22 protein-coding genes and 1 tRNA gene are annotated in these 24,257 nt (G+C 72.3%); 15 read left to right on the top strand and 8 right to left on the bottom strand.

The window, feature by feature from the left end:
* Window positions 1-69: 69 nt before the first annotated feature.
* Window positions 70-597, bottom strand: a complete 528-nt coding sequence (locus ACIGDI_RS01030) for a universal stress protein (protein ID WP_200700081.1) — start codon at window positions 595-597, stop codon at window positions 70-72.
* Between the two features lie 310 nt (window positions 598-907).
* Here ACIGDI_RS01030 and ACIGDI_RS01025 point away from each other — a divergent pair, with 310 nt between their 5' ends.
* From ACIGDI_RS01025 to ACIGDI_RS01005, 5 genes are all read left to right on the top strand, one after another.
* Window positions 908-1,231 carry a hypothetical protein gene (locus tag ACIGDI_RS01025; protein WP_399888660.1) on the top strand — a complete coding sequence of 108 codons (324 nt, stop codon included), beginning with the start codon at window positions 908-910 and terminating at the stop codon, window positions 1,229-1,231.
* Window positions 1,232-1,609: 378 nt separating this feature from the next.
* Complete coding sequence (locus ACIGDI_RS01020) at window positions 1,610-2,839, top strand: helix-turn-helix domain-containing protein (RefSeq protein ID WP_399888657.1); 1,230 nt, start codon at window positions 1,610-1,612, stop codon at window positions 2,837-2,839.
* A 148-nt stretch (window positions 2,840-2,987) separates the two neighbouring features.
* Window positions 2,988-3,596, top strand: a complete 609-nt coding sequence (gene orn / locus ACIGDI_RS01015) for an oligoribonuclease (RefSeq protein WP_272174142.1) — start codon at window positions 2,988-2,990, stop codon at window positions 3,594-3,596.
* A gap of 108 nt (window positions 3,597-3,704) precedes the next feature.
* A tRNA-His gene (locus ACIGDI_RS01010) sits at window positions 3,705-3,777 on the top strand.
* A gap of 94 nt (window positions 3,778-3,871) precedes the next feature.
* Window positions 3,872-4,390, top strand: a complete 519-nt coding sequence (locus ACIGDI_RS01005) for a GNAT family N-acetyltransferase (RefSeq protein ID WP_399888654.1) — start codon at window positions 3,872-3,874, stop codon at window positions 4,388-4,390.
* Window positions 4,391-4,400: 10 nt separating this feature from the next.
* Here the strand turns inward: ACIGDI_RS01005 and ACIGDI_RS01000 are convergent, their stop codons facing one another.
* Window positions 4,401-5,459, bottom strand: coding sequence for a LacI family DNA-binding transcriptional regulator (locus tag ACIGDI_RS01000; protein ID WP_200705719.1), 1,059 nt, complete (start codon window positions 5,457-5,459; stop codon window positions 4,401-4,403).
* 352 nt (window positions 5,460-5,811) lie between these two features.
* On the opposite strand from ACIGDI_RS01000, the gene ACIGDI_RS00995 reads away from it, so the two are divergent.
* The 4 genes from ACIGDI_RS00995 to ACIGDI_RS00980 are packed head-to-tail and all read left to right on the top strand — an operon-like array spanning window position 5,812 to window position 10,540.
* On the top strand, window positions 5,812-7,134 hold the full coding sequence (locus tag ACIGDI_RS00995; protein ID WP_351565559.1) for an ABC transporter substrate-binding protein: 1,323 nt from the start codon (window positions 5,812-5,814) through the stop codon (window positions 7,132-7,134).
* Window positions 7,131-8,156 (top strand): carbohydrate ABC transporter permease, encoded by a 1,026-nt coding sequence (locus ACIGDI_RS00990; RefSeq protein WP_200705717.1) that lies wholly within the window; start codon window positions 7,131-7,133, stop codon window positions 8,154-8,156. Before ACIGDI_RS00995 ends, ACIGDI_RS00990 begins: the two co-directional genes overlap by 4 nt.
* A complete protein-coding gene (locus ACIGDI_RS00985) occupies window positions 8,153-9,040 on the top strand; it encodes a carbohydrate ABC transporter permease (protein ID WP_399888649.1) in 888 nt (295 codons plus the stop codon). The genes ACIGDI_RS00990 and ACIGDI_RS00985 overlap by 4 nt, the downstream gene beginning before the upstream one ends.
* A 60-nt stretch (window positions 9,041-9,100) precedes the next feature.
* Window positions 9,101-10,540 carry a GH1 family beta-glucosidase gene (locus ACIGDI_RS00980; RefSeq protein WP_399888646.1) on the top strand — a complete coding sequence of 480 codons (1,440 nt, stop codon included), beginning with the start codon at window positions 9,101-9,103 and terminating at the stop codon, window positions 10,538-10,540.
* A 131-nt stretch (window positions 10,541-10,671) separates the two neighbouring features.
* Here ACIGDI_RS00980 and ACIGDI_RS00975 read toward each other — a convergent pair whose 3' ends face one another.
* The 3 genes from ACIGDI_RS00975 to ACIGDI_RS00965 form a co-directional block, all read right to left on the bottom strand.
* Window positions 10,672-12,120 carry a cellulose binding domain-containing protein gene (locus ACIGDI_RS00975; RefSeq protein WP_399888643.1) on the bottom strand — a complete coding sequence of 483 codons (1,449 nt, stop codon included), beginning with the start codon at window positions 12,118-12,120 and terminating at the stop codon, window positions 10,672-10,674.
* A gap of 305 nt (window positions 12,121-12,425) precedes the next feature.
* Entirely contained in the window at window positions 12,426-13,802 is a 1,377-nt protein-coding gene (locus ACIGDI_RS00970; protein ID WP_390625716.1) for a sensor histidine kinase, read from the bottom strand.
* Window positions 13,799-14,503, bottom strand: coding sequence for a response regulator transcription factor (locus ACIGDI_RS00965; RefSeq protein WP_200703154.1), 705 nt, complete (start codon window positions 14,501-14,503; stop codon window positions 13,799-13,801). The genes ACIGDI_RS00970 and ACIGDI_RS00965 overlap by 4 nt, the downstream gene beginning before the upstream one ends.
* 97 nt (window positions 14,504-14,600) lie before the next feature.
* Here ACIGDI_RS00965 and ACIGDI_RS00960 point away from each other — a divergent pair, with 97 nt between their 5' ends.
* Complete coding sequence (locus tag ACIGDI_RS00960; protein WP_399888639.1) at window positions 14,601-15,110, top strand: hypothetical protein; 510 nt, start codon at window positions 14,601-14,603, stop codon at window positions 15,108-15,110.
* 3 nt (window positions 15,111-15,113) lie between these two features.
* Here ACIGDI_RS00960 and ACIGDI_RS00955 read toward each other — a convergent pair whose 3' ends face one another.
* Both ACIGDI_RS00955 and ACIGDI_RS00950 read right to left on the bottom strand, forming a co-directional pair.
* A complete protein-coding gene (locus ACIGDI_RS00955) occupies window positions 15,114-15,983 on the bottom strand; it encodes a spermidine synthase (protein WP_399888636.1) in 870 nt (289 codons plus the stop codon).
* Window positions 15,984-16,031: 48 nt separating this feature from the next.
* The gene (locus ACIGDI_RS00950) at window positions 16,032-16,460 is read right to left on the bottom strand and encodes a hypothetical protein (protein ID WP_399888633.1); all 429 of its coding nucleotides are present in this window, start codon (window positions 16,458-16,460) and stop codon (window positions 16,032-16,034) included.
* Between the two features lie 270 nt (window positions 16,461-16,730).
* Between ACIGDI_RS00950 and ACIGDI_RS00945 the strand changes: the two genes are divergently transcribed.
* Window positions 16,731-18,173: a hypothetical protein gene (locus ACIGDI_RS00945; protein ID WP_399888630.1), complete on the top strand. Its 1,443-nt coding sequence runs from the start codon at window positions 16,731-16,733 to the stop codon at window positions 18,171-18,173.
* Between the two features lie 35 nt (window positions 18,174-18,208).
* Here the strand turns inward: ACIGDI_RS00945 and ACIGDI_RS00940 are convergent, their stop codons facing one another.
* Window positions 18,209-18,802 (bottom strand): histidine phosphatase family protein, encoded by a 594-nt coding sequence (locus ACIGDI_RS00940; RefSeq protein WP_272174146.1) that lies wholly within the window; start codon window positions 18,800-18,802, stop codon window positions 18,209-18,211.
* Window positions 18,803-18,998: 196 nt separating this feature from the next.
* Between ACIGDI_RS00940 and ACIGDI_RS00935 the strand changes: the two genes are divergently transcribed.
* From ACIGDI_RS00935 to ACIGDI_RS00920, 4 genes are read left to right on the top strand one after another with little or no spacing between them, the layout of a single operon-like run.
* The gene (locus tag ACIGDI_RS00935; protein ID WP_200703159.1) at window positions 18,999-19,952 is read left to right on the top strand and encodes a phosphatase PAP2 family protein; all 954 of its coding nucleotides are present in this window, start codon (window positions 18,999-19,001) and stop codon (window positions 19,950-19,952) included.
* Window positions 19,903-21,033: a hypothetical protein gene (locus tag ACIGDI_RS00930; protein WP_399888625.1), complete on the top strand. Its 1,131-nt coding sequence runs from the start codon at window positions 19,903-19,905 to the stop codon at window positions 21,031-21,033. The genes ACIGDI_RS00935 and ACIGDI_RS00930 overlap by 50 nt, the downstream gene beginning before the upstream one ends.
* Window positions 21,024-22,625 carry a hypothetical protein gene (locus tag ACIGDI_RS00925; protein ID WP_399888623.1) on the top strand — a complete coding sequence of 534 codons (1,602 nt, stop codon included), beginning with the start codon at window positions 21,024-21,026 and terminating at the stop codon, window positions 22,623-22,625. The genes ACIGDI_RS00930 and ACIGDI_RS00925 overlap by 10 nt, the downstream gene beginning before the upstream one ends.
* Complete coding sequence (locus ACIGDI_RS00920; RefSeq protein WP_399888620.1) at window positions 22,622-23,956, top strand: AAA domain-containing protein; 1,335 nt, start codon at window positions 22,622-22,624, stop codon at window positions 23,954-23,956. The genes ACIGDI_RS00925 and ACIGDI_RS00920 overlap by 4 nt, the downstream gene beginning before the upstream one ends.
* The last annotated feature ends 301 nt before the right edge of the window (window positions 23,957-24,257 follow it).

Raw genomic sequence — 24,257 nt, 5'->3', positions numbered from 1 at the left:
ACAAGGGCACAAACACCTCTACGCGCGAGTAGTTTCGCGCTGCACAAGGGAGTTGGGAGAGCGGGGAACTCAGGGGATGACGATGACGGGCCGCTTGGCCCGCTTGGCGAGCCGCCCCGCGACGGAGCCGAAGATCCGTCCGACGATGCCGTGCGTCGAGCCGACGACGATCGCGTCGGCCTCGTACTCGCGCCCCACCTCTTCGAGTTCGTGGCAGATGTCACCGCCGCGCTCGACCAGGATCCACGGCACTTCGGCGAGGTAGTCGGCGCAGGCGAGTTCGAGCCCGAGCACCTCGGTCCGGTGGTCCGGCACGTCCACGAAGACCGGCGGCTCGCAGCCCGCCCACACCGTGGTGGGCAGCCGGTTGGCGACGTGCACGATGATCAGGCCCGAGCCGGAGCGGTGGGCCATGCCGATGGCGTACGCGAGGGCGCGTTCACTGGACGTGGAGCCGTCGAAGCCGACGACCACTCCGTGCTTGAAAGCGGGATCGCAGGAATGGCGTGGCTCTTCCGCCGCCAGGGGCTCGGCCGCCGTGGGGTCGGCGACGGGCCGCTTGCGGTCCCTGGGTTCGAAGAATTCGTGACCGGCCATGGCTGTCTCGGCGTTTTGATCCTTTATGGGAGGGACGACAGTGTGCGGCGGAGCTGTCCGGGAATCATCTTTCCCGCCCCATACCCCCAAGGGTACGGCGGCACGCCTCCTTAGCCCAGATCCCGCCCTCCGTCGGTGGGGGTTCCAGGGAGCATGCACGAGGGGGCGCCCGTAACGCAATGGTTGCTGCGCTGTACAGGCGGTTCGCACAGGATTCACCCGACGCGGGCCCACATCGCGCACGGACGTGCAGTGACCGACCGGTCGAACACGCGTTGAACTCCGTGACCCGTCCCCCCAGGGAGCACGCATGCCCGGACCGCCCCACGCCCCCGACCCGTCCCGCCCGCCCGAGAACCCGGCGACCGACGTCGTGCGCTGGGCGGCCTTCAGCTGCGTCCTGGTGCCCGTGGTCCTCCTCTGGTACGGCACCTCGCTCGCCGGAGCGACGGGAACCGCCCTCGGCCTCGCCGCCGTCACAGCGGTGTGCCGGCTGCTGCTGCGCCAGTCCGAGCGGGGCGCGGCCCGGCTCCCCGCCGAGGAGGACGCACCCCGCCCCGGGCGCCGTCACAGAACGGGTACGGGCGCTCACCGAGGCGGACGTCACACCGGCGGAAGCACACCGGTCGGCTGACCGGTTTCCGCGCACGCGCCCGACGCTTTTCAGCCAACTTCCGACACCCGTGCATCCCACCCCCGGACCACCCCCCAACCCCCGTTCGACCTGCACGGAAAGGGGGTACGGGGCCCCGCGTACCCTATGTGGATTGGCCACCGCGACAAGGCGCACTTCCCTGCACGGCCCACGAGTGCAACGCTTCGTGATCGAATGCTTCACGCCAAGTTGCCATGTCGACAATGTGCCGGTTCCCGAACTGGGTCACCCCGGCACCACGGGACACAGTAGATTCGATCTTGACGTCTTACGGCGGGGGACTCGTGCAGGACCGAGGGGAAACGTGCAGGAGCGACACAACCGAGGAGCCGCGACCACCGAGGGGGGCTTAGCAGTATGAGCCACGACTCCACCGCCGCGCCGGAAGCCGCGGCCCGGAAGCTTTCCGGGCGACGCCGCAAGGAGATCGTCGCGGTGCTGCTGTTCAGCGGCGGCCCCATCTTCGAGAGTTCCATTCCGCTGTCGGTGTTCGGGATTGACCGCCAGGACGCCGGCGTGCCGCGCTACCGCCTGCTGGTGGCGGCCGGCGAGGAAGGCCCGCTGCGGACCACAGGGGGCCTGGAACTCACCGCGCCACATGGCCTGGAGGCGATCTCCCGCGCCGGGACGGTCGTCGTGCCGGCCTGGCGTTCGATCACCTCACCGCCGCCGGAGGAGGCGCTCGACGCTCTGCGCCGGGCGCACGAGGAAGGCGCCCGCATAGTCGGGCTGTGCACCGGCGCCTTCGTACTGGCGGCGGCGGGCCTGCTGGACGGCCGCCCCGCGACCACACACTGGATGTACGCACCGACGCTGGCCAAGCGCTATCCGTCGGTGCACGTGGATCCGAGGGAACTCTTCGTCGACGACGGAGACGTACTGACATCGGCCGGTACGGCGGCCGGAATCGACCTCTGTCTCCACATCGTCCGCACGGACCACGGCAACGAGGCGGCCGGCGCGCTCGCCCGCCGCCTGGTGGTCCCGCCGCGCCGGACAGGAGGCCAGGAACGCTACCTGGACCGCTCTTTACCCGAGGAGATCGGCGCCGACCCGCTCGCCGAGGTCGTCGCCTGGGCGCTGGAGCACCTCCATGAGCAGTTCGACGTGGAGACTCTCGCCGCGCGCGCGTACATGAGCCGCCGCACCTTCGACCGCCGTTTCCGGTCGCTGACGGGCAGCGCCCCGCTGCAGTGGCTGATCACCCAGCGGGTGCTGCAGGCCCAGCGTCTGCTGGAGACGTCGGACTACTCGGTGGACGAGGTCGCGGGCCGCTGCGGCTTCCGCTCGCCGGTGGCGCTGCGCGGCCACTTCCGCCGTCAGCTCGGCTCGTCGCCGGCGGCGTACCGTGCCGCGTACCGGGCCCGGCGTCCGCAGAGCGACAAGCCGGCCGACGTCGACGGCGCGGCCGGTCCGCCGCCGCTGCTGCACCCCGAGGGTCCGGTGCCGCTGCAGAGCCGGCGGGCGGCGGCGAGCGCGGTGGGAGCGGGACCGTCGCTGTCGACGGCGACCGCGTCCGCGGAGAACGGCCGCGAGGCGTACATGGCCGGCCGCGCGAGCGTGCCCGGCCAGCGCAGCGGGACATGACCTCGGAACGCCGGGCGGACTCCGGCCCGTCCGGCGTTCGAGGACGAGGCCCTTCGGGCCGAAGCGGGGTCCTGGGGGCGCAGCCCCCTGGGACGCCGACCGCGACACCGGTCACCCCAAAAACAGGCGCCAGCTTTAGGGTGGTCGCATGAACGATCGCATGGTGTGGATCGACTGCGAGATGACCGGCCTCTCGCTGTCCGACGACGCGCTCATCGAGGTGGCCGCCCTCGTCACCGACTCCGAGCTGAACGTGCTCGGCGAAGGAGTCGACATCGTCATCCGGCCGCCGGACCAGGCCCTGGAGACGATGCCGGAGGTGGTGCGTCAGATGCACACCGCGTCCGGGCTGCTGGCGGAGCTCCCCGGCGGCACGACGCTGCAGGACGCCGAGGACCAGGTCCTCTCCTACGTCCGCGAGCACGTCAAGGAACCCGGCAAGGCCCCGCTGTGCGGCAACTCGGTCGGCACGGACCGCGGTTTCCTGCTGCGCGACATGCCGACCCTCGAGGACTACCTGCACTACCGGATCGTCGACGTCAGCTCCGTCAAGGAGCTCGCCCGGCGCTGGTACCCCCGCGCCTACTTCAACAGCCCCGAGAAGAACGGCAACCACCGCGCCCTCGCCGACATCCGGGAGTCGATCGCCGAGCTGCGCTACTACCGCGAGGCCATCTTCGTACCGCAGCCCGGACCGGACTCGGACACCGCCAGATCGATCGCGGCGAAGCACGTCCTGCCTGCTCAGCAAGGGTGACACGGGTCGCCGGAGGGGGGCCGCGAAAGCCGTGCGCGAGCACCCCTTCGGACCCTGTACACTTTTTCTCGGCCGGTCGGAAAGACCCCAAGTCCACTACCGGTCATGGTGGGTGTAGCTCAGCTGGTAGAGCACCTGGTTGTGGTCCAGGATGTCGCGGGTTCGAGTCCCGTCACTCACCCTGAACGATCGGCCGGTGGCTCCGTGAAGACGGAGCCACCGGCTGATTCGCGTTCCGGGCCGCCCACCTCGTCCTCCGGCATAGGGTGCCGACGATGACCGAGACTCCTCCCCTGGCCACCGAGCCGTTCCGCACGGCCCGCCTGGACGCGGTCCCGCTGAGCGTCGGCCACGCCGACGAGATGGCCGCCGTACTGTCCGACCCGGCGCTGCACACCTTCATCGGCGGCAGCCCGCACTCCACCGAAGCCCTCCGCGCCCGCTACGAGCGTCTGGTCGCCGGCTCCCGCGACCCGGCCGTCTCCTGGTGCAACTGGGTGCTGCGGCGACGGGAGGACTCCCGGCTGGTGGGGACGGTCCAGGCCACCGTCGCGGGGCCGGACGCGGAGATCGCCTGGGTGGTCGGCACGCCCTGGCAGGGCCGCGGCTACGCCTCCGAGGCGGCGCGCGGACTCGTGGCGCTGCTCGGCCGGCACGCCTCAGTGTCCACGGTGTCGGCGCACATCCACCCCGACCACGCGGCCTCCGCCGCCGTCGCCCGGGCGGCCGGCCTGACCCCGACGAACGAGGAGCACGAGGGCGAACGCCGCTGGCGCCTGGCACTGCCGCGCTGAGCGGCCATCGTCACGACGACGCCCGTGCCTCCAGCTCCGTGGCCAGCACCACCTGGCGGCGCTCAAGGCCGCGGGACGCGGCCGGGCGGCGGTCGGCGATCTCCTCCAGGAGGAGGTCGATCATGCGGCGGCCCATCTCCTCGATGGGCTGGCGGACGCTGGTGAGCGGCGGGTCCATGTGGCGGGCGATGGCCGAGTCGTCGTAGCCGACGAGGGCCACGTCGTCGGGGATGCGGCGGCCCTCCTCGCGCAGGACCTGGCGGGCGCCGGCCGCCATGACGTCCGAGCCGGCGAAGACCGCGTCCAGGTCGGGGCAGCGGGACAGCAGACGGGTCATCGCGCGACGGCCGCCCTCCTCGGTGAAGTCGCCCGGCTCGATCAGGGCCTCGTCGACCTTGTGGCCCGCGTCGCGCAGGGCGTCCCGGTAGCCGTCGACGCGCCGCTGGGCGCCGTAGACGTCGAGGCGGCCGGTGATGTGGGCGATCTTGTGACGGCCCCGGGCGAGCAGGTGCTCCGCGGCCGAGCGGCCGCCTCCGTAGTTGTCGGAGTCCACCGAGGTCAGGGTCTCGGCGGCCGAGCGGGGACCGCTGATGACCGCCGGGATCTCCAGCTGGGCGAGCAGGTCGGGGAGCGGGTCGTCCGCGTGGACCGAGACCAGCAGGACGCCGTCCACCCGGTGCGCGGCCAGGTACTGGGCGAGCCTCCTGCGCTCCCGGTCGCTGCCCGCGAAGATCAGCAGCAACTGCATCTCCGTGTCGGAGATCTCCGCGCCCACGCCCTTGAGCATGTCCGAGAAGTAGGGCTCGGCGAAGAAGCGCGTCTCCGGCTCGGGGACCACCAGGGCGATCGCGTCGGTGCGGTTGGCGGCCAGGGCACGCGCGGCCGTGTTGGGGACGTAGCCGAGCTCGGCGACGGCCGCCTCGACCGCCGCGCGGGTCGCCTCGCTCACGCGGGGGGAACCGTTGATGACCCGGGAGACCGTGCCGCGGCCCACGCCGGCTCGCGCGGCGACCTCTTCGAGGGTGGGCCGGCCTCCGCTGCGACCCCGCGCTCCGTGGCCTGTTGCCATTGGCTCCGCCCTCCCATGGACCTACGTTGGCTGGAATCTAACAGCCCCGCGAGCAGCGGTGACTGCCACAGGGTGCCGTCGTTCCCGGGCCGGGGACCGTCTGGAGGGAGCAGGTCACGGACCCCGCTATTCCACTTAACGGCCAGATAACTGAACGCATAACTCCGCGTCTGCTCCCTTGACACCCCCGCCCGAACCGACGAACCTTCAACACATCACCTGTGGGAGCGCTCCCACAGTACCTGACACATACACATCCCGCACGTTCCCCGCCCGAGCCGCAGCGAGCACGAACGGGCCCAACAATGCCGTTGGCCGGGGGGTCGGCACGTCAGGCAACAGGAGGACGCAAATGGGCACGAGTACCCGACGGTCCCGCAGGCTCATGGCCGTCGCGGCCGTGGCCGCGCTGGCCACGGGGCTGCTGGCCGGCTGCTCCAAGGACTCGGACAGCGGTTCGTCGAACGACGGTGGTGGCAGCGGCAAGGGTAAGACCACGCTGACCATCGGTACCTTCGGTGTGTTCGGCTACAAGCAGGCCGGCCTCTACGACGAGTACATGAAGCTGCACCCGAACATCAGCATCAAGGAGAACGTCACCACTCGTACCGACGTGTACTGGCCGAAGGTGCTCACTCGCCTGCAGGCCGGCTCCGGCACGGACGACGTGCAGGCCATCGAGGTCGGCAACATCACCGAGGCCGTGCAGACGCAGGGCAGCAAGTTCGTCGACCTCGGCAAGGACGTCGACAAGTCCCAGTGGCTGGACTGGAAGAACGCCCAGGCCACCACGAAGGACGGCAAGCTGATCGGGCTCGGCACGGACGTCGGTCCCATGGCGATCTGTTACCGCAAGGACCTGTTCAAGAAGGCCGGCCTGGAAACGGACCGCACCAAGCTCGCCGCGCAGTGGAAGGGCGACTGGGCGAAGTACGTCGACCTGGGCAAGGAGTACATGAAGAAGGCGCCCAAGGGCACCAAGTTCGTGGACTCGGCCTCCTCGATCTACAACGCGGCCCTCGGTGGCGCGAGCGAGCGCTACTACGACAAGAGCGGCAACGTCATCTGGGACAAGTCCGACGGCGTGAAGAAGGCCTGGGACGTCGCGATGTCGGTGGCGACCAGCAACATGTCGGCCAAGCTGAAGCAGTTCGACAAGCCGTGGGACCAGGGCTACGCCAACGCGTCCTTCGCCACGGTGGCCTGCCCGGCCTGGATGATCGGCTACATCGAGCAGAAGTCCGGCGACGCCGGCAAGGGCAACTGGGACGTGGCCGCGGCCCCGACCGCGTCCAACTGGGGCGGCTCCTTCCTCGGCGTGCCGACGGCGGGCAAGCACCAGAAGGAGGCCATAGCCCTGGCCAAGTGGCTGACCGCGCCCGAGCAGCAGGCGAAGGTGTTCGCCAAGCAGGCCAGCTTCCCGTCGACCCCGTCGGCGTACGCGAACCTGAAGCCGGCCGCCGACACCACGGCGTACTTCTCCAACGCACCGATCACGCAGATCTTCGGTGACTCGGCGAAGACCATCCCGGTCCAGGTCTTCGGCATCAAGGACCAGCCGATCAACACCGCGCTCACGGACGTCGGCATCCTGCAGGTCGAGCAGAAGGGCAAGAGCCCCTCGCAGGGCTGGGACGCGGCCAAGAACGAGATCAAGGACGTGCTCGGCCAGTGACCAGCTCCAAGGCTCTCGCGCACCCCGCGACGAGCGCCGACGCCGCGCCCGGCACTTCGCCGGGCGCGGCCCGGGGCGCTCACGGTCGCGGTACACCGCCCCAGGGGCCCTCGTCCTGGCGCAGCCGGCTGTACCGCTGGGACATGAAGGCGTCCCCGTACGCGTTCATCGCTCCCTTCTTCATCATCTTCGGGGCCTTCTCGCTGGTCCCGCTGCTGTACACGGCCTGGTACTCGCTGCACAACGTGCAGCTCTCCTCGCTGGACACCCAGACCTGGGCCGGCCTGGACAACTACAAGAACCTGCTCAGCTCGGACTTCTTCTGGAACGCCCTGAAGAACACCTTCACGATCGGCCTGATCTCGACGGTGCCGCAGCTGATGGCCGCGATCGGGCTCGCCCACCTGCTGAACTACCGGCTGCGCGGCTCCACCGTCTGGCGGGTCGTGATGCTGACCCCGTACGCCACCTCGGTGGCGGCGGCGACGCTCGTCTTCACGCTGCTGTACTCGTGGGACGGCGGCATGATCAACTGGATCCTGCACTTCGTCGGGATCGATCCGATCAACTGGCGTGAGTCCGACTGGGGTTCGCAGTTCGCGGTGTCGTCGATCGTCATCTGGCGGTGGACCGGCTACAACGCGCTGATCTACCTCGCGGCGATGCAGGCGATCCCCACCGACCTCTACGAGTCGGCGGCGATCGACGGGGCCAACCGCTGGGAGCAGTTCCGTCATGTGACGATCCCGCAGCTCAGGCCCACCATCCTGTTCACCGTGGTCGTCTCCACCATCGGCGCGACCCAGCTCTTCGGCGAACCCCTGCTGTTCGGCGGGGTCAGCGGCTCCAAGGGCGGGTCGGAGCACCAGTACCAGACGCTCGGTCTGTACATGTACGACCAGGGCTGGATCATCGGCAACCTCGGCAAGGCTTCGGCGATCGCCTGGACGATGTTCCTGATCCTGATGATCATCGCGGTGATCAACCTGCTGTTCACCCGACGCCTGAGGAAGTCCCAATGACCACCAGTGAACTGACGCTGCCTCAGGCGAGGCCGAAGAAGACCCGCCGGGTGATGGGCGCGGGCAAGCAGCTGCACGCGGGGCCGGTGACCTACCTGGTCCTGGGTGTCTTCGCGCTGGTGTCGCTGGCGCCTCTCGTGTGGACGGCGATCGCGGCCTCGCGCACCGACCGGCGGCTGGCCCAGACGCCCCCGCCGCTGTGGTTCGGCGGGAACCTGTTCAAGAACATGCAGGCCGCCTGGGACCAGGCCGGGCTCGGCACGGCCATGCTCAACAGCGTGATCGTCGCGGGCACCATCACCGTCAGCACGGTGGTGTTCTCCACGCTCGCCGGGTTCGCCTTCGCCAAGCTGCGGTTCAGGTTCTCCGGGGTCCTGTTGCTGCTGACCATCGGCACGATGATGATCCCGCCGCAGCTGGCCGTCGTACCGCTGTACCTGTGGATGTCGAACCTGGGCTGGTCCAACCAGCTGCAGACGGTCATCCTGCCGACGCTCGTGACGGCCTTCGGCACGTTCTTCATGCGCCAGTACCTGGTGCAGGCGCTGCCGAGCGAGCTGATCGAGGCGGCCCGGGTCGACGGGGCGAGCAGCCTGAGAGTCGTCTGGCACGTGGTCTTCCCCGCGGCACGGCCCGCGATGGCCGTCCTCGGCCTGCTGACCTTCGTGTTCGCCTGGAACGACTTCCTGTGGCCGATCATCGCCCTGACCCAGCAGAACCCGACCGTGCAGGTCGCCCTGAACTCGCTCGGCACCGGGTACGTCCCCGACCAGGCCGTGATCATGGCCGGCGCGCTGCTGGGCACGCTGCCGCTGCTGATCGCGTTCCTGCTGTTCGGCAAGCAGATCGTCGGCGGCATCATGGCCGGCGCGATCAAGGGCTGACGCCCTGACACCCCTCTTACGAATTCTCCGGTCCGTACGACCTCTCATGGGAGCGCTTCCATGCCTCAAGCCGCAACGCCGGCCACCCCGGTGACCTTTCCCCCCGCCTTCCTCTGGGGCGCGGCGACCTCCGCGTACCAGATCGAGGGGGCGGTGCGGGAGGACGGCCGTACGCCCTCGATCTGGGACACCTTCAGCCATACGCCCGGCAAGACCGCCGGCGGCGAGCACGGTGACATCGCTGTCGACCACTACCACCGCTACCGCGACGACGTGGCCATGATGGCGGAGCTGGGCCTGACGGCGTACCGGTTCTCGATCTCCTGGTCGCGGGTGCAGCCGACGGGCCGGGGACCCGCCGTCCAGGTCGGCCTGGACTTCTACCGCCGCCTGGTCGACGAGCTGCTGGCCCACGGCATCAAGCCGGCCGTCACCCTCTACCACTGGGACCTGCCCCAGGAACTGGAGGACGCGGGCGGCTGGCCGGAGCGGGACACGGCCTACCGGTTCGCCGAGTACGCGCAGATCGTCGGCGAGGCGCTGGGCGACCGGGTGGAGCAGTGGATCACGCTCAACGAGCCGTGGTGCAGCGCGTTCCTCGGTTACGCCTCCGGGGTGCACGCGCCGGGCCGCACGGACCCCGAGGCGTCGCTGCGGGCCGCGCATCACCTCAACCTGGCCCATGGGCTGGGCACTTCGGCGCTGCGCGCGGCCATGCCGGCCCGCAACTCCGTCGCGCTCAGCCTCAACTCCTCCGTGGTGAGGCCGCTTTCGCCGCAGGACCCGGCGGACCTGGCCGCGGTGCGGAAGATCGACGATCTGGCCAACGGGATCTTCCACGGCCCGATCCTGCACGGCGCCTACCCCGAGTCGCTGCTGTCGGCGACCGAGTCGATCACCGACTGGTCGTACGTACTCGACGGCGACCTGCGCGCGATCCACCAGCCGCTGGACGCCCTGGGCCTCAACTACTACACGCCGTGCCTGGTATCGGCGGCGGGCGCCGGGGCGACCGGTCCGCGCACCGACGGCCACGGCGCCAGCGAGCACTCCCCGTGGCCGGGCGCCGACGACGTCGCCTTCCACCAGACACCGGGCGAGCGCACGGAGATGGGCTGGACGATCGACCCGACCGGCCTGCACGAGCTGATCATGCGCTACACGCGGGAGGCCCCCGGTCTGCCGCTGTACATCACCGAGAACGGCGCCGCCTGCGACGACAAGCCCGAACCCGACGGCAGCGTCCACGACCCCGAGCGCATCTCCTACCTGCACGGGCACCTCTCGGCGGTCCGCCGCGCCATCACCGACGGCGCGGACGTCCGCGGCTACTACCTGTGGTCGCTGATGGACAACTTCGAGTGGGCGTACGGCTACGAGAAGCGCTTCGGCGCGGTCTACGTCGACTACGCCACCCTCGCCCGGACGCCGAAGTCGAGCGCCCACTGGTACGGGCAGGCGGCGCGGTCCGGAACGCTGCCGCCGGTGATCTCGGACTGACCGAAAGACCGAACGCCCGGCCGGTCGGCCGGGCGGTGGGAGAGCGGGGGGCGGGAGCGCGGCGTCCGAGGGGGGCGCCGCGCCCCGGTTCCGTTCACGACCTCGGTGACCCTCCCGAGGGAGGGCGCGGGTCAGTTGAAGGCGCCGAAGGCCTTCGAGAAGGCGAACGCGCTCTGTGCGATCGAGCTGCACGTGGCGTCGGCGGTGGGCTTGGTGCCGCCGGCGCACTGCTTGTCGCGGGTCGCGGACCACATCGACAGGCCGCCCAGGCCCTTGGACTTGGCGAAGTCCACCAGCTGGGTGGCGTCGTCGACCTTGAAGATCTCGGTGGAGACGTCGTTGACGCCGATCATCGGGGTCACCGCGACCGCCTTCCACGCCGCGCTGTCGGAGAGCCCCAGGACGCTCTTGACCTGTGCCTGGGTGGCGGTCGCGGCCTGCTCGGCGTAGGTGCCCATGTCGCCGCTGTACGAGGCGCCGTAGTCCATGGCCATGATGTTGACGGTGGCGGTCTTCACGCCGTTGGACTTGGCGTTGGACAGCAGGTTCACTCCGTCCTGGGTGAGGCCCTCGGGCATCACCGGCAGGGTGAACGACACGTCCAGGCCGGGGTGCTGGGCCTGGAGCTTGGCTATCGCCTGGGCGCGACGGGTGTTCGCCGCCGTGTTCGGCAGCGCGCCGCCCTCGACGTCGAAGTCGACCTTGGTCAGCTTGTACGCGTCCACGACCTTCCCGTACGCCGCGGCCAGCGCGTCCGCCGAGGAGCAGGTCGTGGCCAGCTCCGAGCCGGAGGCGCCGCCGAAGGAGACCCGGACGTCGCCGCCCTTGGCGCGCAGCGAGCCGATCTGGGCGGCGACGCCGTCGCTGCCGAGGTCCGTCACCCCGCCCCACTTGGGGGTGCAGCCGCCGCCGTCGGTGACGAACGCGAGGTTGTAGGTCTTCACGCCGGTGGCGTCGGCGCTCGCGAGGAGGTCGAAGGCCGGGTAGAGGGAGGTGTCGACGTAGGGCGCGAAACCGGCGCTCGTCGTGGTGCCGGTGCCGGTACCGGTGCTCTGGGACGGGGACGCGGTGGGGGTGGGGGTCGCCGTCGGGGTGGGCGTCGCCGTGGGGGTCGGGGACTCGGTGGGGCGGCCGCTCGGCTCGGGCGTCGGGCCGTCGTCCGCGGAGCACTTGGCGCCGTCGATGACACAACCCTGCGGGTCCGCGGTGCCGTTGACGACGAAGCCGACGGTGACGGACTTGCCGGGCGCGAGGCCGCCGGTGTCCCACTTCGCCGGGGTCACGGTGACGTGCTGCCCGCTCACGGCCGACTCGGCGTTCCACAGGGAACTGAGCTTGGCGCCCGACGGAAGGTCGAACTCCAGCTTCCAGCTCTTCTCCGTCGCGCCGCTGTTGTTCGTCACGACGTACTGGGCGGTGTACCCATTCGACCAGTCGCTGGTCTTCGTGTACGCGGCGCCGACGCCGGCCGCGTGCGCGGTCCCGGTGAGCAGTACGGCGCCGCCGCCCGCGACCGCCGCGGCCACCAGACCGCCGATCGCCTTGTTCCTGCCGCTGACCTTGCGCCGGTGCGTGCTCATGCGCGTGCCTGCCTTCGCTCTTCACGGGGGTGGGGTGCGGCAGCACGCTAGCGAGCCGGAATCGGGCAAAGCGCCTGATCCGGGCGGGGGTTGAGGATCTTAGGGTGCGCTTAAGGAAGGGATGGGGGGCGGTTAAAGGTCGAGACCAATATGGCCGCCGGTCCCGGCCCGGCCACGGGTCCCGGTCCGACCTCCGGTCCCGGCCGCGGGCCCGGTTCCGTCCGCCGGTCCCAGTCCGGCCGCCGGCCGCGTTCCGGTCACCGCTCCCGTTCCGGCCGCCGGTCTTGTTCCCGTTCCGTTGCGGATCATCTGGCGACGGCCCGTCTGCGTCGGCGCACCGACCGGTGTCCGCGTCCGCCCGGTGTCCGCGCCCGACCGTCCAGCTGGATCCAGATCCGCACCTCGGTCCCGCCGAGCACGGACGATCCGATCCGCACGTCACCGCCGGTCGATTCCGCGAGCCGCCGCACGATGTCCAGTCCGAGGCCGGTGGAGCCGTCGCTGCCCGATCCGCGCCCGCGTGCCATGGCCGCCTCGGGGTCGAGGATGCCCGGGCCCGCGTCGGAGACGAGCACGATCACCGCGTCCTCGCCGTTGTGCAGGTCGACCGCGAAGGCCGTGCCCTCGGCGGTGTGCCGGAAGACGTTGCCGAGCAGGGCGTCCAGCGCGGCCGCGAGGTCCGCCCGGGCCACGGGTATCCGCACCGGCCGGTCGGCGCCGGCCACCCGCCACTTGCGGCCCTCGTCCTCGGCCAGCGCCGACCAGAACGCCATCCGCTCGCGCACCACCTCGGCCGCGTCGCACCCGGCGCCCGGCCCGGCCGCGGCGGTCTGCGGCTTGGCCTCCCGGGCGGTGCGGATGATCGTGTCGACCTCGCGCTCCAGCTGGGCGACGGCGGCCCTGGTCTGGTCCGCGGCGGGCCCTTCGCCGAGCGAGGCCGCGTTGAGCCGCAGCACGGTCAGCGGGGTGCGCAGCCGGTGCGACAGATCCGCGGCCAACTCACGCTCATTGGCGAGGAGTTGTACGACCTGGTCGGCCATGGAGTTGAACGCGACCGCAGCCAGCCGCAGTTCGGTGGGCCCCTCCTCCGGCACCCGCGCCCCCAGCTTGCCCTCCCCCAGCTCGTGCGCGCCCTCGACCAGCCGCTGGGCGGGCTGCACCATCCGCACCCCCAGCCGGTCGGCGACCGCGACGGAACCGACGATCAGCGCGACGCCGACTCCGGCGAGCACCGCCCAGGCCGTGCCGACGCCGTTGCTGACCTCGGACTCGGGCACGAACACCTCGACGACCGCGATGGCGCCGGAGCTGACCGCCACCGGCGAGAGCAGGGTGAAGCCGCCGGGGACCTCGGTGGTGGAGGCGCGGCCCAGCTTCCGCACGGTGGCGATGTCCTTGCCGGCGGCGCGTCTGCGCCCGATGTCGACGGCGGCCCTGCCGTCGGCCGACGGTATGTGCACGGCCACGCCGGCGTCGGAGCCCGCGGAGGCGACGACCTTCTCCAGCTGGTCGCGCTCGGTGGTGATGGACAGCGCCGGGGCGACGGCGGCCGCCTGCCGCTCGGCGTTGGAGAACGCCCGGTCCCGGGCCATCTCCTTGATGACGAGCCCGAGCGGCACGGCGAAGGCGACCACGACCATCGCGGTCACCGCCAGACAGACCTTGACCAGCGCCCATCTCATCGGGGCACCTCCCCGCCCGGCGGCTCCAGCTTCACGCCGACGCCCCGCAGCGTGTGCAGATAGCGCGGTCGCGCCGCCGTCTCGCCCAGCTTCCGCCGCAGCCAGGAGAGATGGACGTCGATGGTCTGGTCGTCGCCGTAGGACTGCTGCCACACCTCGGCGAGGAGTTCCTTGCGGGCCACGACGACTCCGGGGCGGCCGGCCAGGAAGGCGAGCAGGTCGAACTCGCGGCGGGTGAGGTCGAGCCGGACGCCGTCCAGCTCGGCCTGGCGGCGCAGCGGGTCGACGGTCAGGCCGCCGACGCGCAGGACGCTGGACGGCGGTGCGTCGCCGGCGGCGGTGCGGGAGCGCCGTAGCACCGCCGCCATCCTCGCCGAGAGGTGCTCCACCGAGAACGGCTTGGTCAGGTAGTCGTCCGCGCCCGCGTTCAGCAGCCGGACGATCTCCGTCTCGTCGTCCCGCGCGGTGGCGATGATCACGGGCACGTCCGTGATCCCGCGCAGCATCTTCAGCGCCTCTGAGCCGTCGAGATCGGGCAGACCGAGGTCCAGTACGACCACGTCGAAACGGAAATGGGCGACCTCGCGCAGCGCCTCCAGCGCCGTGCCGACACTGCGCACGGTGTGCGCGGCATCGGTCAGGTGCCGGATCAGCGCCGAACGTACGAACTGGTCGTCCTCGACCACGAGCACACTTGCCATGCGCGGCACCGTACGCCATGCGGGCGGGCCGCACCGGAGCCTGTGGATAACTCCGAGCATGTGCGGCACGTGGGACACGTGAGGCAGTATGACGGCGATGCGCAGAGGACTCGTACACGTACTGGCTTGGTCGCTCGCCACGGGCGCGGCGGTCACGCTGTCGTGGTGGGGCGTCCACACGGTGATGGCGGGCACGGCCTACGACCCGCCGCGCGCCCTGCCCATCACGGCGGCCGACGCCACCACGCAGGAGGCGAAGCCGCTGGCGTCGTCGACGAGTCGCCCCTCCCCGACGCCGTCGCGCAGCCCGTCGGCGAAGCCGTCCCCGCGCTCGGTGCCGACGCCCTCGAAGACCCCGTCCCCCACCGCGTCCCGTACCGCCTCCGGGCAGGTCAAGAGCTATGACACCGACGGCGGGCGGGTGGTCTTCGACCTCGGCGCGAGTTCGGCGACGCTCGTGATGGCGGCCCCGGCCACCGGCTGGTCGATGCAGACGTGGAAGACGGACACCTGGATCCGGGTGGAGTTCACCTCGGGCCCGGACAAGGTGTCGGTGATCTGCGCCTGGCACGACGGACCGCCGCACGTGGACGTGGGCAACTACTAGGCGCTAGCGGAAGACCGAGGGCGGCGGCGCGGGTGAGGCGGTCGCCTCGGCGTCCGTGACGGGGAGCGCGCCGCCGGTGAAGTCCAGCAGGGCGCGCCCGTGTTCGACGCGGGCCGGATGCGGGTCGGAGGCGGCGCGGCGGGTGAGTTCGGCGATCGGCAGCGGGGCGTCGGAGGCGACGAGGACGGCGTTGCCGAAGCGCTTGCCGCGCAGCACGGCCGGGTCGGCGATCAGGGCGAGTTCGGGGAAGCGGGCGGCGGCCGTGGCGATCTGGCCGCGCAGATGCGCGAGCGGGGGGCCGTCGGCGAGGTTGGCGGCGTAGGTCCCGCCCGGCCTCAGCGCCCGGCGTACGTCGTCCAGGAACTCCGTGGAGGTCAGGTGGGCGGGCGTGCGGGCGCCGCTGAACACGTCCGCGATGACGAGGTCGGCCCAGCCGTCCAGGACCTTGGCGAGACCTTCGCGGGCATCCGTGGAACGCACCCTGACGCGGGCGTTCTGGTCCAGCGGCAGCCGTTTGCGCACGAGTTGGACGAGGGCCGCGTCGCGCTCGACGACCTGCTGGGTGGAGCGGGGGCGACTGGCGGCGACGTACCGGGCGAGGGTCAGAGCGCCCCCGCCCAGGTGCACGGCGTGCACGGGCTTTCCGGCCGGTGCGGCGAGGTCGATGACGTGGCCGAGCCGGCGCTGGTACTCGAAGGAGAGGTGGGAGGGGTCGTCGAGATCGACGTGCGACTGCGGCGCCCCGTCGATCAGCAGCGTCCAGGCGCGCGCCCGGTCCCGGTCGGGTATGAGCTCGGCGAGTCCCCCGTCGACGGCCTCGACGACGGCTTCGGCGGCGGCACCGCCGCGCCGCGGACTCCTGGACTTTCCCATTGCGCCATTATCGGCACCCCGGGGCCGCCCCGCCCGCCCGGACCGGGCTCACCGGCAGTTGTCGGCGGCCTCGATCAGCCGGGCCGCCTCGCCGAGCGCCGCCCGCAGCACCGCCGGATCGGTCGCGAGGTCGACCTCGCCGGGCGGCAGCAGCCAGTCGGACCCCTCGACGAGCGGCTCGGGGTTCAGGCTCATCCCCCGTCCGTCGGTCTCCGTGCAGGTACTGCCCGGCACGTCCCAGGCGGCGGCGGTGCCGGGCGGGACCAGGAAGCCGAGGGTGTCGCAGCCGTCGTCGTGCAGGACGGGACCGACGGCGTCGCCGGCCCCCCGGCGCAGGATGTCGACGGCCTCCAGCCCCTGCCGGGCCGGCACGGTGACGAGGTCGCACGGGCCGTCGGGGAGGGGCGGACCGCCGTCCGGCGTCGGGGCGTACCCCGCCGTCGTCGATGGCGTCGTCTGCATCCCGGCCTCCACCACGGAACCCCTCCTTGAACGAAGCGGGTCGGGAGTCGGGTGGCTCCCGGTCCACCGTGTTCAACGCAGCGGCGCGTCAACGGCTACGGCGGAAGTGCGCCACAAAGGATGGCAGTTCATGGCAGATCGAGGATGAGATATCCGGTTTGTAGCCAAACCCTGCGTGGCGGGTCCGGCACAGCGGGTACGTTCTTGCCCGCCGGAAACGGGTTTCACAGTTCAACCCGCCCCAAACCCGGCATGGTTCGACGGTTCGCACGAGAGGACCCGGCCATGGCGTCGTCAAAGGTGACTTCGTCCCAGCCCATGCCCGCCCGCCCGACACGGCCCAACCTCGCCTTCCGCCGGCTGCGCGGCCGGCGCTCACCGGCCGAGTTCGCCGCGGCGGTGCGGCGGGCCGCCCGGGAGATCGGGGAGCGGGTCAGCTGCGACGCGCGCTACGTGGGCCGGGTGGAGGCGGGCGAGATCCGCTGCCCCAACTACGCGTACGAGCGGGTGTTCCTGCACATGTTCCCCGGCCGCACGCTCACCGACCTGGGCTTCGCGCCCCGGTCGTCCGTACGCGGACGCCGGGCGCACGCGGACGAGGACGCGGCCCTCGCTCCCCCGGCGAGCCGGGCGGGTGCGACCGGTGAGACTCCCGGGGCGCAGGAGCCGTATGACACACCGAACCACGAGACGTACGACGACTTCGAGGAGAGCGACGTGCTGCGTCGCGCATTCATGACCGGCGGCGCCACCGTGGCCGCGGCCTCGCTGGGACCCATCGGCCCGGCCTTCGACGCCGCGGCGGCCGGACGGCCCGTCCGCCGCGCCGGGACGAGCCACGCGCACGCGCTGGAGGAGGCGGTCCGCAGAATCCGGCTGCTGGACGACCGGCACGGCGCGGACGGCCTCTACCGGCGTGCGTCGCTTCCACTGCGCGCCGCCTACGCGCTGCTGGACGCCGGCGCGACCCGGCAGGCGACCGCCGACCGGCTGCACTCCGGCGCCGGTGAACTCGCCATCTCGGTGGGCTGGCTGGCGCACGACTCGGGGCGCTTCGACGACGCCCGCTCGCACTACGCGGAAGCCCTCGCGACCGCCCGGATGACCGGCGACGACGGCCTGGAGGCGCACGCCTTCTGCAACACCGCCTTCCTCGCGCGCGACGCGGGCCGGCCGCGCGAGGCGGTACGTGCGGCGCAGGCCGCGCAACGCGTCGGCCGCAGTGTGGGATCCGCCCGCCTGATGTCGCTGCTCGCGCTGCGCGAGGCGGGCGGCTGGGCGGGGCTCGCCGACCGCACCGGCTGCGAACAGGCGCTCGCCCGCGCGCAGGTCCTCTTCGAGCGGGGCCCCTCGGACGCCGACCCCGAGTGGATGAGCTTCTACGGGGAGGCCGAACTGGAGGGCCTGGAGGCGCAGTGCTGGTCCACGCTCGGCGACTGGCCGCGCGCCGCCCGCCACGCGCGTCGTGCCGCGCAACTGCAGGACCCGCACTTCACCCGCAACATCGCCCTGTACACGGCGGAACTGGCGGACGACCTCGCGCGGGGCGGCCGGCCGGACGAGGCGGCGGACGCGGGGATGCGGGTGCTGGACCTGCTGGACCAGGTGCAGTCCTCACGGGTCCAGACGATGCTGGCGGGGACGGCGCGGGTCCTGCTGCCGCACCGGCGGGCCGCCGGCGTCTCGGGGTTCCTCGAACGCCACGCGTCGGTGCCGCGCACGGCGTGAGCACACCGGTGCGCCGGGGGCCGGGCCGACAGGGCCTAGGCCAGGTGCCCCGAGTCGTTCCAGCTCTCGATCGCCGGCTCTCCGTACGCCCATCCCAGCACCGACAGCGACGTCGGGTTCAGCCTGATGCGCGCCGCGAAATCGACCGGCAGCCCCAGCCAGCGCGCCCCGATCGACCGCAGGATGTGCCCGTGCGCGAACACCAGCACGTCCCGGTCGGCCGAGCGCGCCCAGGCCACGACCTCGTCGGCCCGGGCGGTCACCTCGGACAGCGACTCCCCCTGCGGCACCCCGTCCCGCCAGATCAGCCAGCCGGGCCGCACCGCCTGGATCTCGTCCGGCGTCATGCCCTCGTACGCGCCGTAGTCCCACTCCATCAGCGCGTCCCAGACGGCCGCCCGCTCGCCGAACCCGGCGAGGTCGCACGTCTCACGCGCGCGTGCCAGCGGGCTGGTGCGCACCTCCACCCCGGGCAGGCCCTCGAACGGCGCCCGGTGCAGTCGCTCGCCGAGCAGCTTCGCGCCGCGTCGGCCCTCCTCCAGGAGTGGCACGTCGGTCCTGCCGGTGTGCTTTCCGGACAGCGACCACTCGGTCTGTCCGTGCCGGGCCAGCAGGATGCGCGGTGCCATGAGGAGGAAACCCTTCCGGAAAAGAAATCGCAGGCGGAACCGTTCCATCATCCCGCACCCTGTGCGGGGGCAACCCGGCGGTCGATCTCTGCGTCTTTGAGGGCCGGGGGCGCCCCACGGGGTGGCGCGCGTACACCGTAAAGTGGCACGACCCGATCACCAGGTGCCGCGCGAGGATGAAGGGGGAGGCGATCGGATGCCGAAGACCGAGACGACACCGGGCATCGAGGAAGCAGCCCCGCGCACTCGCCTGCGCTGGTGGACCGAGCTTCCCCTGATCGTCCTGGTGTACGCCTGCTACTCGGCCGGCCGGCTGGTCGTGCGCGGGGACACGGCCGGGGCGGTCGACCACGGCCTGGCGATCCTGCGCGTCGAGAAGTTCCTGCACCTCAACGCCGAGCACCCGCTCAACCGGCTGTTCACGCGCGAGGCTTGGCTCGGCGTCCCGGCCGACTTCTGGTACGCCTCGCTGCACTACGTGGTCACGCCGGCGGTCCTGATATGGCTGTTCCGCGCGCGGGCAGCGCACTACCGGGCGGCCCGCACCTGGCTGATGACGTCCACCTTCATGGGCCTGATCGGCTTCACCCTGCTGCCGACCTGCCCGCCCCGCCTGCTGTCGGCCGGCCACGGCTTCGTGGACACGATGGCCCAGTACAGCTCGTACGGCTGGTGGGGAGGCGCGGCCAGCGCCCCGAAGGGTCTCGGGGGAATGACGAACCAGTACGCGGCCATGCCGAGCCTGCATGTGGGCTGGGCCCTGTGGTGCGGGGTCATGCTCTGGCGGTACGGCAGGACGCGTACGACGAAGGTCGCCGCCGTGGCCTATCCGCTGCTGACCACGATCGTGGTCATGGGCACCGCGAACCACTACTTCCTGGACGCGGTGGCGGGCGCGGCCGTGATGGGCCTCGGACTGTTCCTGACGCCGTACGTCATGGCCGGCGCGGACCGGGTGTGGGCGCTGTTCTCCTTCGGCTCGAAGCGCTCCGGTGCCTCAGGTTCCTCGATTGTCAGTGGCGGATGCCAGACTTCCGCGGGTGAGCGATTTCCACGGCAGCACGAGTCCCTCGCCGGGTCCGGACCGAGAGGCGAGCCGGGTGCCTCCCCCACGGACGCAGGGGAAGGCGCTGCGGCAGCGGCTCGCTGAGCTGCGCGGCCCCGACGTCCCGGCCAAGGCGCTGGACGCACGTGCCCTGGCCGCCCTCGCCGCCAACCCGGGCTGCAGCCGCCGCGCCATCCTGGACGGCGCCGGGGTGAACAAGGGGGCGCTGGCGAGCGCGCTGGGCTCGCCGTCGGCCTTCGGACAGTCGCAGTTCGCCCTCACCCGGGGCAACGCCTTCGAGGCGAAGGTCAAGGCGGACGGCGGCGCGGAGTTGCTGCGGCTGGTGCACGAGAAGCTGGACCGGGGCGCCGAGCCGCCCGCCGGCGCACAGGTGCCCGACCTGTCCGCGGCGGGTCCCGAGGGACGGGCGGCGCGCACCGCGCTCGCCCTGCGCGAGGCGACCGCGGCGGCCGGCACCTGGACGCTGCTCGACCACCCGATGCTCGCCCTGGACGTGGCCGGCTCCCCCGCCTTCCTGGAGCCGGACGCCGTGGTGGTCCACCCCGACGGCAGCTGGACGGTCGTGGAGATCAAGTCCTTCCCGATGCTGGACGGTTCGGCGGACCCGTCGAAGGTCGGCGCCGCGGCCCGGCAGGCGGCGGTGTACGTGCTGGCGCTGGAGGAGGTCGCCGCACGGCTCGACCCCGCTCCGGTCGTACGGCACCGGGTTCTCCTCGTCTGCCCCAAGGACTTCTCCAACCTCCCCACCGCCTCAGCCGTCGACGTCCGCAAGCAGCGTGCCGTCACCGGCCGCCAGCTGGCCCGCCTCACCCGCGTCCAGGACATCGCCGACGCGCTTCCGGAGGGCACCTGCTTCTCCCCCGAACTGCCCGCCGCCGAGCTGACGTCGGCCGTCGAGTCGGTCCCGGCCACATACGCCCCCGAGTGCCTGTCCGCCTGCGAACTGGCCTTCCACTGCCGCACCCGCTCCCGCGAGGCCGGCGCGGTGACCGCCCTGGGCCGCTCGGTCCGCGCCGAGCTGGGCGGCCTGACCACGGTCGAGGACGTCCTGGCGGCGGCCCGCGGCGAGACCGGCGACCCCGAGGACCCCGCGGTGGCGGCGCTGCGCAGAGCCGCCCGGCTGCGGGCCGAGGCCCTGGAGCGGGAGGCCGCCCCGTGTCGCTGATCTCCACCCTCGCCCGTCTGGAGGCCGTCAGCACCGGCCGCGCCCAGGCCGCCGCCACCGTGCGGCACCGGCATCTCGCCGAACGGCCCCTGGTGCTGGTGCCGCTCACCACCGCCGGTGAGGCCGGCGCCCCGCTCGGCGCGCTGGTCGGCACCGACCGGGACGCGCCGCGCCTGCTCGTCGTACCGCAGCCGCGCGACCGCGACCTGAGGTTCGCGTTCCTGGCCGAGCTGGCCGATGTCGTCCTGCCGTACATCGACGGGTACGCCGGGCAGGTGGAGGCCGCCGAGCGCAACGAGACCGACCCGGAGACCGGCAAGCGGGTCAAGGTCGAGGTCGAACTGTGCGCCGACGCCCCACAGTTGATCGTCCCCAGCCGCCCCGGCATCGAATTCCTGCGGCTCCTGGGCCGCTCCATGCGCTTCCGGCGTACGGCCGAGCAGGACCCGGAGACGCCGTATCCCGCGCCGCCGCGCGTGCCGCTGCTCGGCCGCTGGCTGACCCACTTCGGGGAGCGGGCGCGGGTGCCCGGCTCCTCCCTGCTGCTCGCCATGACCGACGTGCTGTCCCGGCACTGGGCGACCGGCCAGTCCACCCTGGAGGACCAGCACCTGGGCGCCCTGCTGGCCTGGATCGACCCGCCGGACGGCACGACGGGCGCGCAAGCGGCGCTCCACGCCGAGCTCGCCCGGGACGCCAAGGGCCAGCTGCTGTGCCCGCCCGCGGGGCCGGCCACCGACCCGGCGTTCGACAACAAGCTGCTCGCCCCGGCCATCGAGCGCTACGACCGCGCGCGTACCGCGCTCGCCGCCGCCGAGGACGGCCTGGAGGCGGACGACCGGCTCGGTGAGCTGACGGCCGCCGAGCGCGGCATCCGCGACCTGGTGCTCAGCCGCACCCTGCCCACCTGGGAGAAGGTCTGGCAGGGCCTCGACCTGCTGCGGGCGCTGCCCGTCGGCGCGCACGTCGAGGAGCGGTGGACGCGCGACCGCTGGTCGTTCACCGCGCACCGCGACCGGATCGCCGCGGGCGAGCCTCCGCAGCCGCGCCGCGACGACGCGGTCACGGCCGCGAACAAGCTGGCCTCGCGCGAGCGCGAGCAGGCCCGGCTGGAGGCCCAGGAAGCCCTCGACGACCCGCTGGTGATGGCCGGGCGGCGGCTGTCCGGGGAGGCCTTCGTGGGCGAGGTCACCGAGGTCGTGATGGCGTACAGCGAGAGCAAGCGGCCGAGCCCCCGCCCGCTGGTGACGGTCCGCACGGACGACCGGCCGCATCTGGGCGAGCGCGCCAAGGTGTACCGCTCGCTGGGCGGCAAGCCGCAGACGGCGGAGTTCGTGGGGCTGGAGGACTCCCCCGGCGGGGGCGCCCTGGTCGTGCTGCGGATCCTCGACAGGATGGGCCGCGGCAAGGAGCCGGAGGCCGGGTCCGTGCCGGAGAAGGGCGACCGGCTCTGCCTCACCCTGTTCGAGCACGAGCAGCGCGGCGGCCCGAAGCTGCCCGACCCGGAGCAGACGCCGTGGACGCACGGCGGGCCGCCCGGTGAGGCCGCCACCGAGGCGGCCGACCCGTTGACCGCGGAGGACGTCCTGTGACCACCGTCTTCGACCCCGGTGCCGCGGCGGCCGAGGCCACCGACGCGATCCTGCGCGACACCCTGCACGGCACCGCCCGGGGCGTGGTGGTCGACTCGCCGCCCGGCGCCGGGAAGTCCACCCTGGTGGTGCGCGCGGCGCTCGAACTGGCCGACGCGGGGCGCCCGTTGATGATCGTCGCCCAGACGAACGCACAGGTCGACGACCTGGTCGTACGTCTCGCGGAGAAGAGTCCCGAGCTGCCCGTGGGACGGCTGCACAGCAGTGACGCCGACGCTTACGACAAGGCGCTCGACGATCTGCCGAACGTCCGCAAGTCGGCGAAGGCGGGGGATCTGACCGGCCTTCCGGTGGTCATCTCCACGGCCGCCAAGTGGGCGCACGTGAAGAGCGACGAGCCGTGGGAGCACGCCATCGTCGACGAGGCGTACCAGATGCGCTCCGACTCGCTGCTGGCCGTGGCCGGGCTGTTCGAGCGGGCGCTGTTCGTCGGCGACCCGGGGCAGCTGGACCCGTTCTCCATCGTGGGCGGCGAGCAGTGGGCGGGACTGTCGTACGACCCCTCGGCCTCGGCGGTCACCACCCTGCTCGCGCACAACCCGGAGCTGCCGCAGCACCGTCTGCCGGTCTCCTGGCGGCTGCCCGCGTCGGCCGCGCCGCTGGTCTCCGACGCCTTCTACCCGTACACGCCGTTCCGCAGCGGCACCGGCCACCAGGACCGGGCCCTGGCCTTCGCCGTCCCCTCGGACGGTTCCGGCCCCGACCGGGTGATCGACGAGGCGGCGGTGTCCGGCTGGGGTCTGCTGGAACTCCCGGCCCGGCACACCCCGCGCACCGATCCGGAGGCGGTGCGGGCGGTGGCGACCGTCGTACGACGCCTGCTGGACCGGGGCGGCGCGGCCACGTCGGAACGCTCGCCGGAGCCGACGCCCCTGACGGCCGACCGCGTCGCCGTCGGCACGGCCCACCGCGACCAGGCGGCGGCGGTGCGGGCGGCGCTGGCGGAACTCGGCGTCACGGACGTCACCGTCGACACGGCGAACCGTCTCCAGGGCCGCGAGTACGACGTCACGGTCGTCCTGCACCCCCTGTCCGGCCGCCCCGACGCCACCGCGTTCCACCTGGAGACGGGCCGCCTGTGCGTGCTGGCCTCCCGCCACCGGCACGCGTGCATCGTGGTCTGCCGGGCAGGAGTGAGCGAGCTGCTGGACGCCTACCCGTCCACGGAACCCGTCCAGCTCGGAACGCTGGTGAAGTTCCCTGACGGCTGGGAGGCGAACCACGCGGTGCTGGCCCGGCTGCAGGAACACCGGGTGAGCTGGTCGCCGTGATGGCCTCGCCGACGCCGGGCGCCCACCCCGCCCGCCGCACGGAGTCCGGCACGCCGCCGCAGGCGGCCGACAGTCGCAGCCCCGGACGGCTGGGAGGCGAACCACGCGGTGCTGGCCCGGCTGCAGGAACACCGGGTGAGCTGGTCGCCGTGACCACCTCGCCGACGCCGGGCGCACACCCCGCCCGCCGGACGGAGTCCGGCACGCCGCCGCAGGCGGCCGACAGTCGCAGCCCCGGACGGCTGGGAGGCGAACCACACGGTGCTGGCCCGGCTGCAGGAACACCGGGTGAGCTGGTCGC

The sequence above is a fragment of the Streptomyces sp. NPDC085900 genome (assembly GCF_044540925.1).
Lineage (GTDB): Bacteria > Actinomycetota > Actinomycetes > Streptomycetales > Streptomycetaceae > Streptomyces > Streptomyces gilvifuscus.
The sequence above is the reverse complement of the archived record's forward strand: the minus strand, read 5'-3'. Positions and strand labels throughout refer to the sequence as shown.